Genomic DNA, 12,616 nt, shown 5'->3' on the forward strand with positions numbered 1-12,616 from the left:
CCGGTGCGGAAAACCGGTCGACCGTGCGTCCGCGCCCTGTTAGCTTCGGCCCATGCAGCGCGCCCTGTCGTACCCCTTCCGCACGACGACGCCGGAGAGTGTCCCGGCGCGCTGACAGCTGACCCAGTCCGAAGCCCCGGGGCGAGTACCCCGGGGCTTCGTCGTGCCACGGGGTGTTCGCCTCCCGCGCAACCCGCAACCGAGGAGACCACCGTGCACGACCACCGCCGGCTCGGCCGAGAGCTCGACCTGTTCGACACCGACCCGCTGATGGGCGCCGGGCTGCCCTACTGGCTGCCCGACGGCGCCGTCGTACGCCACACCCTGGAGGAGTACGTCCGGGACGCGGAACGCGCGGCCGGGTACCGGCACGTGTACTCGCCGGTGCTCGGGAAGCGGGAGCTGTACGAGATCTCCGGACACTGGGACCACTACAGCGACGACATGTTCCCTCCCATGGAGCTGGGCTCGGAGCAGATCGTCCTGCGCCCGAGCCTCTGTCCCCACCACGCCCTGATCTACCGCTCCCGCTCGCACAGCTACCGCGAACTGCCCCTGCGCATCGCCGAGCTGGGCGGCATGTACCGCTCCGAGCTGTCCGGTGTGCTCGGCGGTCTCACCCGGGTCCGCGCGATCCAGCTCAACGACGCGCACATCTTCTGCACCCTGGACCAGGCGGTCCAGGAGGCCCGCGCCGCCCTGGAGCTGATCGCCCGCGCCTATGCCGACCTCGGCATCCGCGCCGCCCGGTACCGCCTCTCCCTCCCGGGCGAGGGCGGCAAGTACGTCGCCGACCCGGCGCTGTGGCAGCGGGCCACCGCGCTGCTGAAGGAGGTCCTGGCCGAGTCCGGCGTGGACTACGAGGAGGCGGAGGGCGAGGCCGCCTTCTACGGCCCCAAGATCGACGTGCAGATCGCCGACCCCGCGGGCCGTGAGTCCACCCTCTCCACCGTCCAGATCGACTTCCACCAGCCCGAGCGCTTCGACCTGCACTACATCGGCCCCGACGGGGCGAAGCACCGGCCCGTGATGGTGCACCGCAGCGTCATCGGGAGCGTGGAGCGGGCCGTGGCGCACCTCGTCGAGGAGCACGGCGGGGCCTTCCCCGCCTGGCTGGCGCCCGTGCAACTGGTGGTGCTGCCGGTCGCGGACGAGCAGTACGCGCGCGCCCAGGCCGTGGTGCGGGAAGCCGTCGCACGGGGGCTGCGGGCCGAGCTCGCCGGTCCCGGGCAGGGCAGCCTCGGTGCCCGGATCCGGGCGGCGCGTCTGGTCCCGTACCAGGCGGTGATCGGCGCGCGCGAGGCCGACGGCGACGCGGCGGCCCTGCGGCTGCGGGACGGCCGCCGCCCGGGAACCCTGCCCGCCGGCGAGCTGCTGGACCGGATCGCCGCCCGGGTCGGGGCTCGCGGGACCGCGCTGTGGGACTGAGGGGCGCATAGGGTCGGGGCGAGGGAAGAGGCACGAGGGACCAGAGAAGGAGCCCCCGCCGTGACCGACCGGACAACCATCCCCGTGATCATCGACTGCGACACCGGCGTCGACGACGCCCTGGCCCTGCTGTTCGCCGTCCGCCACCCCGGCCTGGACCTGCGCGCCGTCACCTGTGTCGCCGGGAACACGAACGTGGACGGGGTGGTCCGCAACACCCTGACGGTGCTGGAGCAGGCGGGCGCCGGTGACATCCCCGTCGCCCGCGGGGCCGCGCGGCCGCTGATCGAACCGGTCCGCTCGGCCCGGCATGTGCACGGGGAGGACGGGATGGGCGACCTCGGGCTGCCCGCGCCCACCCGTGCCCCGGCCGACGTGGACGCGGTGACCCTGCTGCGCCGCGAGATCCTCGCCTCGCCGCGCCCGGTGACCCTGATCCCGACCGCGCCCCTGACGAACATCGCGCTGCTCCTGCGCACCCACCCGGAGGTGACCGGCAACATCGAGCGGATCGTGTTCATGGGCGGCGCGGTGGCCACCGGGAACGCCACGCCGGTCGCCGAGTTCAACGTGTGGCACGACCCGGAGGCGGCCGCGATCCTGCTGACCGCGGGGGTGCCGATCACGATGTACGGACTCGACGTGTTCACCCGGGTCGTGGTCCCGGGCGCCGAGGTGCGGCGGCTGCGGGCGAGCGCGGAGCCGGGCACCCGGCTCGCCGGTGAACTGCTGGCCCACCGGCCCTCCGCCCCCGACCCGGACGGCGACGACCCGGCGGGCGGGCTCGGTGACGCGGGCGCCGTGTGCGCGGTGGCCGACCCGGCCGGCATCGCCACCCGCCCGCTGCCGGTCGAGGTCTCCCTCGCCCCCGGCCCGACCCGCGGCCAGACGATCGTCGACCGCCGGCCGCGCCCCGGGGAGTCCGAGATCCATCACGGCGTACGCGAACAGCCTCTGGTGGACGTGGCGTTGGACGTGGATGTGGAGCGCTATGTGAAGCTCTACCTGGAGACCGTGGAACGGGCCCAGTGACGGCCCAGTGACGGCCCATTGACGGCCCGGTGACGGTCACGCCCCGCTGCCGTACGCCCGAACGCCCCGGAGCGGGGGTCTCCGGGGCGTTCGTTTCGGGGGTGGTTCAGGAGCGGGCCGTGCGGCGGCGCTTCGTTGCGAAGACGATCGCGGCGCCGCCCGCGAGGAGCACCGCTGCGCTGCCCGCGATGATGCCGCTGGCGCTGCCGCCACCCGTCTTCGCGAGGTCACCGCCGCCGCCGTTCGGCGTGGGGGCCGGTGCGGGGGTCGACGCGGAGGCGCTCGGGGTGGGGGGCTCGGTCGGCGGGGTGTCCGTCGCGGGCGGTGTCGACTCCTCGGCCGGGGTCGAGGGCTGTCCGGACTCCGGGGCGGACGGGGTGGGGGTGGCCGGGGGCTGCGACTCGGTCGTCGTGCAGTCCTTGGTGCCGCCGTTCCAGGCCGCGATCAGCTTGTCCTTGATGACCGGGTGGTCCGGGCCCTTGGGCAGATCGCCGTGCTCGAAGCCGTCGTTCGCGTCCGCCTTGCCGTCGAACTTCACCGCGCCGCGGTAGAGGTCGATCTGGGCGAAGCAGCCCGCGTCCGGCACCGCGATGTCGAGGGAGTCGGTCTGGCCGGGCTTGACCGTCACCGAGTCGAAGTCCACGAAGACCTGCTCGCCGGAGGTGGCGAAGGAGGAGCCGTGGGCGAGATAGGAGGCCAGGGACGCGGTGCAGGTGGTGGCGTCGCCGGCGGCGCGCACCTTGATGTGGACCTTGCCGTCCTCGGTGGGCTTCAGGTTCTGGTCGTCGACCTTGACCGAGTCGTAGAACGCGCTGCCGTCGAGCGAGAACTGGCAGCGGTCGGTGCCGGTCTCCGTGCCCGCGCCCGTGCCGGGCCGGTAGGTGCCGCCGGACTTCCAGCCGTCACCGCCGGGCGTGCCCTGGGCCCAGGCGCCGGACGCGGCGGCGACGGAGGCCGCGCACAGGGCGAGCGACGCGGCGCCCGTCCCCAGCAGGCGGCGCGCGGTGACACGTCTGGCTATGGACATACGTATCCCATCTCAGGAGCTCGAAGAGAGCGGCAAGGAAACACCGGCCCCATTGGTCACTTGCGGCACGGCGTGAGCACATGGTGGTTCTTGCGGTTTAAACCTGTCAACCTGCGCCGATGCAGGGGGAGTTGACGCGCCGATCACAACTCCGCCACATCGGGAATGATCCGCTCCGGCAGGCACGAAGGTTCGCTTTCCCGGCAATGTGGACAGTCTTCTCTCGTCCTTCTCTCGTCCTTGTCTCGTTTCTCTCGTCCTTCTCTCGCCGTCCTTCCGGAAGGAGCCCGAGTGACCGACCTTTCCCCCAGGAACCCCGACTGGTGGCGGCAGGCCGTCATCTACCAGGTCTATCCACGCAGCTTCGCCGACGCGGACGGCGACGGGCTGGGCGACATCAAGGGCGTCACCCAGCGCCTGAACCACCTGGCCGTTCTCGGCGTCGACGCCCTGTGGCTCAGCCCCTTCTACCCCTCCGAACTCGCCGACGGCGGCTACGACGTCGCCGACCACCGGGACGTGGACCCGCGCCTGGGCACCCTGGACGACTTCGACGCCATGGTCGCCGAGGCCCACCGCCTGGGCCTCAAGGTGATCGTCGACCTCGTCCCCAACCACACCTCGCATCTGCACCCCTGGTTCCAGGAGGCCCTGCGCGCGGGCCCCGGCTCCCCGGCCCGCGACCGCTACGTCTTCCGCCCCGGCCGCGGCACGCACGGCGAACTCCCGCCCACCGACTGGCAGTCGGTCTTCGGCGGCAGCGCCTGGCGCCGGGTTGCCGACGGCGACTGGTACCTCCACCTCTTCGCTCCGGAACAGCCCGACCTCGACTGGGGCAACGAGGAGGTCCGCGCCGACTTCCGCACCACCCTGCGCTTCTGGTGCGACCGGGGCGTCGACGGCTTCCGCGTCGACGTGGCGCACGGTCTTGCCAAGGACCTCGACGACCCGCTGCGGGACGTCGGCGACGTGGGTGCGACGGGCGAGGAGGCCCTGGACCGGGTGGCGCCCGGCACGCACCCGTACTGGGACCGCGACGAGGTCCACGAGATCTACCGGGACTGGCGCAAGGTCCTCGACGCCTACTCGCCGCCCCGTACGGCGGTCGCCGAGGCCTGGGTGCCGGACGCCCGGCGCGCGCTGTACGCCCGGCCGGACGAACTGGGCCAGGCCTTCAACTTCGAGTATCTGCAGACGGGCTGGGACGCGGACGCGCTGCGCGAGGCGATCGGCGCCTCACTGGCCACGGCCCGCACCGTCGGGGCCTCCGCCACCTGGGTCCTGTCCAACCACGACGTGGTGCGCCACGCCTCCCGGCTGATCCTGCCGCCCGGCACGGACGAGAACGCCTGGCTGCTCTCCGGCGGCCGTGCACCGCGGACCGACGAGGCGGCGGGCCTGCGCCGGGCCCGGGCGGCGACGTTGCTCATGCTGGCGCTGCCCGGATCGTCGTACCTCTACCAGGGCGAGGAACTGGGCCTGCCCGAGGTGGCGGACCTGCCCGTCCCCGTTCTCCAGGACCCCGTCTGGGAGCAGACGGGCCGTGTCCGCAAGGGCCGGGACGGCTGCCGGGTGCCGCTGCCGTGGACCAGGACCGGGCCGTCGTACGGCTTCGGGCCGGGCGGGGCCTGGCTGCCGCAGCCGGCGTCCTTCGCCGCGTACGCCGTGCAGGCGCAGTCCGGTACGGAGGGCTCGACCCTGGAGCTCTACCGCACGGCCCTTCGCCTGCGCCGCAAGCTGCAGGAGGGCGAGACGCTGACCTGGGCGCCCGAGGCCGTTGCCGGGGTCCTGGACTTCACCCGCACGGAGGCCTGGCGCTGTGTCACCAATCTGTCCGCCGCGCCGGTCCCGCTCCCGCCCGGGGAGGTGCTGCTGACCAGCACGCCCCTGCACGAGGGGCGGCTGGCCCCGGACACGACGGTCTGGCTGGGCCCCTAGGCCCTGTCGTCAAATCCCCGTCTGCCCGCCGACGCCATGCACGCTCCCCCAAGCTCTTCGAGCAGGGGGGAGCCCAACTCGCCGCACCGGGCCCCGACCCGAGTACATCCAGTACGAGGGCCGAGGCCCGGCACGCCGAGAGCACGCTCCCCCAAGCTCTCGGCTGCGCTCGAGCAGGGGGGACCCCCATGACGCCGCGGGGCCCGCCCTTCGGGCGGACGACGGGGATTTGACGACAGGGCCTAGCGCACCGTGGGGCTGGGACTCGGGGTGGCGCCGCCGGCGCCGGCACCGCCGCCGCCACCGGCGAGGCCGTCGATGTTCACCGGGGTGGAGGTGGCGTTCGGCGGCGGGGTGAGCACGACCTGCGGCTGTCCGGCAGGCGGGGGCGGCGGCGTCATGTCGGAGTTGGGCAGCTTCGGCGGGGTGGTCTGCTGGAAGATGGTCTGGTCGAAGTCGACCAGACCGGTCTTCTCCATCACCGTGATGTGGTCGAGCACGGTGTCGTTGGCCTGGTCGGCCAGGGCGCGCACGAGCGTGTTCTTGGTGGTGGACCGGATCTTCGCGATGGTGTTGAAGATCGAACCGTGCGTCATCCGCAGGATGTTGGCGAAGTCGGAGTCGAACTTCTTGCCGCTGTCGGACTTCAGCTGGGTGACGAAGCCTTCCTGCTGCGGACTCGCGATGTTGGGCAGCGTGATGTTCAGCATGGGCGCGATCTTGCGGCAGGTGGCGTCCAGCGCGGCGTGCCCGTCGATCAGGTGCTGGCTCGCGGTGATGACCGCCTTCGTGGTGCCCTTCTGCAGCCCGATCTGACCGACCGGGTACTCCCACAGACCGGCCGCGCGGACCTTGACCACGAAGTCCCGGTCGCCCTCGGTCAGCGGCCCCCACTGCGTCTGGGCGATGACGAGGTCCGGCGAACTGGAGACCTTGCTCACCCCCAGCATGCTCGGGTAGAGGAGCGCCCCCAGGGTCAGGCTCAGGGCACCGCCCACGAAGAGAGTTCCCGTCGCGTTCCGCGAAAAGCGCACCGTGCCTCCTGCCGGTCGTGGATCCCCATCAGCAGTACGGATCACGAACGGCCGGGAGTCTTTTGATTTGGTAAAAACTCGGCCCGGCTGTGAACCGGCCCCGGTTGACGGAATGTTGACCCCCTTGAGGGAGAGTCCTGGTGAACCCCGGTCCTAGATTCGCCACATGCCCCCACAGCCTCCCCCGAGAGTCCCCGCCTCTCTTCCCGTCCTGCCCTATCGCAAGCCCACCAAGGGCCGTGACTACTGGGTGCTGGACGACGTGCTGCCCGACGTGGACGCCGTGCGGGAGCGGTGTCTCGGCAAGGACGACTGGGTCAAGGGGTATCCGTACACGTCGGAGACCTGGCCGGGACTGCGCACCATGCCCGGGCTCGAACCCGCCGAACTGGGCCGGGTGGAGCGGCTGGTGAAGAAGGCCACCGGCGCCAGGGAACTGTGGGTGCAGCAGGCGCCCGGCGGCGGGACCCTCAACCACAACTGCGTTCAGGTGGTGGGCGAGGGCGAGAGCGAGCCACGGCCGCACACCGACTCGCGTGCGCTGTGCCGGTATGCGGCCGTGCTGTATCTCAACCCCGGTGTGCCCAAGGACTGCGGGACCAGTTTCTACCGGCAGTCGATGCCCGGCGGACGCCTCGGCGGCAACGTCGTCCAGGCCCCGCACAACAACCTCGTCGAGGCCCTGGGGACGCGGTTCGTCGCACCCGACGCGTTCGAGGAGGACGTACGGGTTCCGCACAAGTACAACCGGCTGCTCCTCTACAACGCCAACCTCGTGCACAGCGCGACCGGTTACTCCGGCAGGACGCTGGAGGAGAAGAGGATGACCGCCGTCTTCTTCTGGATGGCCTGAGCGGATGGTCCGAGCGGATGGTCCGAGCCGGGTCGGGGGCCGTCAGTAGCGCACGGCCGTCCCCACCTCCGCCTTCACCTCGCCCGAGAGATTGTGGGTGCTGCGGGCCGTCCCCGTCCCGGTCTTGCCCGCCGCCACGTCCGTGATGGTGACGACCACCGTGTCGAGGAGGTTGCCGCCCGTGTCCTTGAAACTGACCTGGACGGCGAAGGACTTGGCGGAGTCCGCCGTGTTGTTCGCCGTGACCTCCACCGTGGTGCGGCCGTCGGAGGCGGTGGCGGGTGTGCCGAGCTTCACCTCGTCCTTGGCGTTGACACCGTTCTTCACCTCGGCGAGCCGCCGCCGGGCCTCCGCGGACGCCGACGCGACCACGTCCTGGCCCTTCGAGGCGAGGGAGGACGCGGCCGACGCCGCCTTGCTGACGGCGGCCGACGCGGCCTTGCTCGCGGTGGACGACGCGTTGCCGCCGTCGGAGCAGCCGCTCAGTGCCGTACCCAAGGCCGCCGCCAGCACCAGCGCCGCACCCGTTCGATAACCCGCCATCACGTACGCCTCCATCGGTGTCACTCGGCCAGGCTGTCCCCCCAGTCAAGATCCGGATCGGCGCCACCGCATGTCGACGTCAGCCGTACGGCGCAATTGCCCGGCTGCCCCGTCCTCACCCGGTTCGGGTGAGGCCATGAGGCACCTGCCGTGCGCAGTCTGAGGGCAGCAGACAGCCGCGGCCGGGTGACGGCCCGGGGCGGCGGGAGAACCCGGAGGGAAGACGTGGACACGGAGTACCTCGCGTACGACTATCCGCTGCTGAGCGCGTTCTGGACGATGCTGTGGTTCGTCCTGCTGGTGATGTGGTTCGTCCTGCTCTTCAAGGTGATCGTGGACGTGTTCCGGGACGACTCCCTGAGCGGCTGGGCGAAGGCGGGCTGGCTGGTGTTCGCCATCGTGCTGCCCTTCCTCGGCGTCCTGGTCTATGTCATCGCCCGCGGCAAGGGCATGGGGCAGCGCGAACTCGCCGAGGCACGCCAGCGGCAGGAGGCCTTCGACTCGTACGTCCGTGAGACGACGGCCCCGCAGAGCCGGCCCAGCAGCTCGGACGAGCTCGCCAGGCTGTCCGAACTGCGCAACCACGGTGACATCACGGAGGACGAGTTCCGCCGGGCCAAGGAAATGGTGCTGAGCGGCCGTTCCCCGAGATGAAACGAACGTGAGCGGCGGCCGGAACACCGGATGGGCTCGGCTGGCCCTGCTCGCCCTGGCGGCCGGCGTACTGGTGCCGCTGCTGGCGGCCGGGCTGAAGAGCGTGCTGTGGGCGCTGGCCGGCCTCGCGGGGCTGGCCCTCACCGCCGTCGGGCTGTGGTGGGCCCTCGCGCACACCGGCGTCGTACGGGCCGCGGGGATGCTGCTGGCGGTGGCCGCCCCGCTAGCGGTCCTCGCCCTGTTCGCCGCGCACGGCCTGATCTGGGAGGCCTCACTCTCCCTGGGCCTGTGGATACTGGCGGTCACGTCCGCGCGGATCGCCCTGACGCCCTCGGGAGCGGCTTCCGGGCGCCACCGTGACACGGTGCCCGTCGAGCCGCCGCGCCATGCGTGGCTCCTGATGAACCCGAACGCCGGCGGCGGCAAGGTGGCCCGCTTCCATCTGGCCGAGCGGGCCCGGGCGGCCGGCGCCCGGGTCGTCCTGCTGGACCCCTCGCTCCACCCGGACGTGGCGGAGCTGGCCCGGAGCGCGGTGGCGGCGGGCGCGGACCTGCTGGGCGTGGCCGGCGGGGACGGCACACAGGCCCTGGTGGCGGAGGTCGCGGCCGACCACGACCTGCCCTTCGTGGTGATTCCGGCCGGTACCCGCAACCACTTCGCCCTCGACCTCGGCCTCGACCGCGAGGATCCGGCGGCCTCCCTGGAGGCGCTGACCGACGGCGAGGAGCTCCGGGTCGACCTCGGGTTCGCCGCCGACCGGGTGTTCGTCAACAACGCCTCGTTCGGCACGTACGCGGCCGTGGTGGGCGAGCCCGCCTACCGGAACCGGAAACTGCGCACGGTCCTGCGTACCCTGCCCGACCTCCTCACCGGCGACGAGGCGCCCCGGCTGGGGATGCGGTCGGGAAAGCGGCACCTCGACGGCCTGCAGGCGCTGCTCGTCAGCAACAACCCCTACCGGCGCGCCGCCGACGCCTCCCGCCCGGGCCGCAGGGAGTGCCTGGACTCCGGGCTGCTGGGCGTGGTGTGCGTACGGATCGGCAGTGCGGCTCAGGCGGCCCGGCTGGTGAGCGGCACGCGTTCGCCGGGCCTGACGCGGCTGACGGCGAGGGAGGTGGTGGTCGAGGCGACCACACCCACCGTCCCGGTCGGCGTGGACGGCGAGCACACCGTGCTGCCCGCACCCGTCGTGTGCAGGATCGCCCCCGGGGCGCTGCGGGTACGGGTGCCGCGCCGTCGTCCGGGTGCCCCGGCGAGCAGACCGACGGCCGACTGGCGACGGGTGCTACGGCTGGCGCTGCGGCCGGGGTGTCGTGCCTGAGCGGGGAGTGTCGTGCCTGAGCGGTGAGTGAGGAGCGGGGCTTACGCCGGTGTGGTGGTCCTGCCGAGGTGTCTGGCCGTGAGCTTGCCCAGTTCCCACAGGATCAGCAGTACCAGCGGGGGTACCAGGGCCCAGCCGAACTGCCGCGCGGTGATCTGGGTCGTGCCCAGCAGCCGCTGGAAGCCGTCCATCTGGGTGACCAGCACCGCGAGTGCCAGCTCCACGAGCATCGCCCAGTTCATCTGCTTGCTGTCGAAGCTCGCGGTGGTCAGGACGGTCTCCGTCTCGCTGCGGCACTCCAGCGCGGCCACGATCAGACAGAGGGCGAAGGAGGTGAACGCGATCGACTGGCCGACGGCGGTGCTGCCGTAGTGCGACTCGCCCAGCTTGATCAGGGCCAGCAGCCCGATCGTGATCACCAGCCCGGACAGCCCGACCGTGATCATCACGCCCCTGGTCAGCACGGGCTCGCCGCGCGGTCGCGGCCGGCGCTCCATGAGCCCCGGGCTCTGCCGGTCGAAGCCGAGCGCGAAGCCGAACGCGGCGTTGACGAAGAAGTGGATCCACAGCACCTGGGCCGGGGAGAAGGGCTCACCCGCCGCGATGTCGAACAGGGTCGCGCCGAGGAACGTCAGCACGAACACGACCAGGAGCACCAGGACGAAGCGGATGTACTTGGTGAGGTTGTCGTAGATCTTGCGGCCCTGCTCCACCGCGAAGACGATCGTGGCGAAGTTGTCGTCGGCCAGCACCATCCGCCCGGCGTTCTTGGCGACCTCGGTCCCGGAGCCCATGGCGATGCCGATGTCGGCCGCCTTGATGGCCGGGGCGTCGTTGACGCCGTCCCCGGTCATGGCCACCACGTCGCCCTTCTCCTTGAGCGTGTCGGCGAGCAGCACCTTGTGCTCGGGCGCGACCCGGCCGACCACCCCGATCCCGTCGATCCGGGCGAGCCGCTCGCTCTCCGGCAGCGCGGCGAAGTCGGCGCCCAGCACGGCCTCGCCCTCGATACCCAGCTGCCGAGCGATGGCGGCACCCGTCACGACATCGTCCCCGGTCACCATCCGCACCCGGATGTGCGCGGACTGCGCGTCGGCCACCGCGGCCCGCGACTCCTTGCGGGGCGGGTCGACCATGCCGACCAGGCTCGTCATCTGCAGGTCGCTGACATGGGCGAGCAGATCGCCGTCGGGATCGAAGACGGCGGCGTCGAGGTCCCGGCACGCGGCGGCCATCACCCGCAGGCCCTCGCCGCCCATGCGCTCGACATGTGTCTGGGCCTGCTGCCGCAGCTCCTCGTCCCAGGGGACGCTCGTACCGTCCCGCAGCGCGGTGGCGGCCCGGGCCATGACCGCGGGCGCCGCCCCCTTCACGAAGCACCGCACGACCGGTCGGCCCGCCGCGTCCGTGGCCGAGTGGAAGGTGGCCATCAGCTTGTACGAGGGGTCGAACGGCAGCGTGGCCAGCCGGGGCAGCCGGGCCCGGGTGGCGTCGATGTCCAGCCCGGCCTTGTGGCCGAGCACCAGCAGGGCGCCCTCGGTGGGGTCGCCCACCACCGCGCCGTCCACCAGCCCCGCGTCGCTGGCCAGCACATACGGCAGGATCGCGGCCTCCAGGCCCGGGTTGCTGCCGACGGCGTGGTGGATCCTGCCCTCCAGGCCGTACCCGGTGCCGGAGACGGTGTAGCGGTCGCCGGGGTCGAGGACCTCGACGACCGTCATCTGGTTCATGGTGAGGGTGCCGGTCTTGTCGGAGTTGATGGCCGAGGTGAACCCCAGCGACTGCACGGACGGCAGGTCCTTCACGATCGCCTGACGCTCGGCCAGGTCGACCCCGCCGATCGACAGGATGGTCTGGGTCACCGTGGGCAGGGCCTCCGGAATGGCGGCGATGGCCAGCGACACGGCGCTCACGAAGAGCGCGTCCCACGCCTCGCCGCGGCCGCGCCCCAGGACGAACATCACGATCATCGTCAGACCGGCCGCCCCGGTGATCCACAGGGTGAGCCGGTTGAGCTCCCGGTCCAGCGGCGAGGCCTCGCGGGGCGTCGCCGACAGCATCCCGGAGATACGGCCGAGTTCGGTGCCGGCGCCGGTGTCCGTGACGATCACCGTCGCGCTGCCGTGCGTGACCGGCGTGTTCATGAACGCCATGTTCGTGCGGTCGCCCGGTGCAAGATCGCCGCCGGTCAGGGTCGACGGGTCCTTGGCGACCGGCACGCTCTCGCCCGTCAGCGCCGACTCGTCGATCTGCAGGGCGCTGGCCGCGACGATCCGGCCGTCGGCGGGGACCTCGTCCCCCGCGGCGAGCAGCACGACGTCGCCGACGACGACCTCCTCGGCCGGGATCTCCGATTCCGCCGCGTCCCTGCGCACCCGGGCGGTCTCCTGCAGCATCGACTTGAGCGCGTTCATGGCGCTCTCGGCCTTGCCCTCCTGCCGCATGCCGACGACCGCGTTGAGGACCGTCAGCACGAGCAGCAGGATGCCCGTGCTCCACTCGGCGATCAGGAAGGACACCACGGCGGCGGCGACCAGGACCAGTTGCATGTAGCTGCGGTACTGGGCCAGATAGCGGCGCCAGCCCGGCAGGGGTTTCTCCTCCGGGAGCGCGTTCGGGCCGTTCTGCGCCAGGAGTTCGGCCGCCCGCACCGAGGACAGTCCCACGGCCGAATCCACCCTGAACGCGGCGGCGACCTCCTGCGGCGGGCGCGCGTACCACGCCCGGTCCTGCGTCGCCCCTTCGTGCGGGGCATCCGTCTGCGCGGTCATGGCGCGGGCCTCCTC

General features: G+C 72.0%; 10 protein-coding genes. 6 read left to right on the forward strand and 4 right to left on the reverse strand.

Annotation, left to right across the window (positions count from 1 at the left end; translation table 11 throughout):
• The first annotated feature begins 3 nt into the window (after positions 1 to 3).
• Both thrS and AB0I54_RS14280 read left to right on the forward strand, forming a co-directional pair.
• The gene (gene thrS, locus AB0I54_RS14275; RefSeq protein WP_363296270.1) at positions 4 to 1,428 is read left to right on the forward strand and encodes a threonine--tRNA ligase; all 1,425 of its coding nucleotides are present in this window, start codon (positions 4 to 6) and stop codon (positions 1,426 to 1,428) included.
• 60 nt (positions 1,429 to 1,488) lie between these two features.
• The gene (locus AB0I54_RS14280; RefSeq protein WP_363296271.1) at positions 1,489 to 2,460 is read left to right on the forward strand and encodes a nucleoside hydrolase; all 972 of its coding nucleotides are present in this window, start codon (positions 1,489 to 1,491) and stop codon (positions 2,458 to 2,460) included.
• Between the two features lie 106 nt (positions 2,461 to 2,566).
• Here AB0I54_RS14280 and AB0I54_RS14285 read toward each other — a convergent pair whose 3' ends face one another.
• On the reverse strand, positions 2,567 to 3,487 hold the full coding sequence (locus AB0I54_RS14285; protein ID WP_363296272.1) for an LAETG motif-containing sortase-dependent surface protein: 921 nt from the start codon (positions 3,485 to 3,487) through the stop codon (positions 2,567 to 2,569).
• Between the two features lie 291 nt (positions 3,488 to 3,778).
• Here AB0I54_RS14285 and AB0I54_RS14290 point away from each other — a divergent pair, with 291 nt between their 5' ends.
• Positions 3,779 to 5,425 carry a glycoside hydrolase family 13 protein gene (locus AB0I54_RS14290; protein ID WP_363296273.1) on the forward strand — a complete coding sequence of 549 codons (1,647 nt, stop codon included), beginning with the start codon at positions 3,779 to 3,781 and terminating at the stop codon, positions 5,423 to 5,425.
• Between the two features lie 242 nt (positions 5,426 to 5,667).
• Here the strand turns inward: AB0I54_RS14290 and AB0I54_RS14295 are convergent, their stop codons facing one another.
• Complete coding sequence (locus AB0I54_RS14295) at positions 5,668 to 6,423, reverse strand: DUF4142 domain-containing protein (RefSeq protein WP_363296518.1); 756 nt, start codon at positions 6,421 to 6,423, stop codon at positions 5,668 to 5,670.
• A gap of 202 nt (positions 6,424 to 6,625) precedes the next feature.
• Between AB0I54_RS14295 and AB0I54_RS14300 the strand changes: the two genes are divergently transcribed.
• Complete coding sequence (locus AB0I54_RS14300) at positions 6,626 to 7,312, forward strand: DUF6445 family protein (RefSeq protein WP_363296274.1); 687 nt, start codon at positions 6,626 to 6,628, stop codon at positions 7,310 to 7,312.
• A gap of 42 nt (positions 7,313 to 7,354) precedes the next feature.
• Here AB0I54_RS14300 and AB0I54_RS14305 read toward each other — a convergent pair whose 3' ends face one another.
• A complete protein-coding gene (locus AB0I54_RS14305; RefSeq protein WP_363296519.1) occupies positions 7,355 to 7,855 on the reverse strand; it encodes a hypothetical protein in 501 nt (166 codons plus the stop codon).
• Between the two features lie 279 nt (positions 7,856 to 8,134).
• Here AB0I54_RS14305 and AB0I54_RS14310 point away from each other — a divergent pair, with 279 nt between their 5' ends.
• Both AB0I54_RS14310 and AB0I54_RS14315 read left to right on the forward strand, forming a co-directional pair.
• Positions 8,135 to 8,509, forward strand: a complete 375-nt coding sequence (locus AB0I54_RS14310) for an SHOCT domain-containing protein (RefSeq protein WP_363296520.1) — start codon at positions 8,135 to 8,137, stop codon at positions 8,507 to 8,509.
• Between the two features lie 7 nt (positions 8,510 to 8,516).
• Complete coding sequence (locus AB0I54_RS14315) at positions 8,517 to 9,830, forward strand: diacylglycerol kinase family protein (RefSeq protein WP_363296275.1); 1,314 nt, start codon at positions 8,517 to 8,519, stop codon at positions 9,828 to 9,830.
• Between the two features lie 41 nt (positions 9,831 to 9,871).
• Here AB0I54_RS14315 and AB0I54_RS14320 read toward each other — a convergent pair whose 3' ends face one another.
• Entirely contained in the window at positions 9,872 to 12,601 is a 2,730-nt protein-coding gene (locus AB0I54_RS14320; protein ID WP_363296276.1) for an HAD-IC family P-type ATPase, read from the reverse strand.
• Positions 12,602 to 12,616: the final 15 nt, after the last annotated feature.

The organism is Streptomyces sp. NPDC050625 (genome assembly GCF_040654755.1).
In the GTDB taxonomy this organism is placed as follows: domain Bacteria; phylum Actinomycetota; class Actinomycetes; order Streptomycetales; family Streptomycetaceae; genus Streptomyces.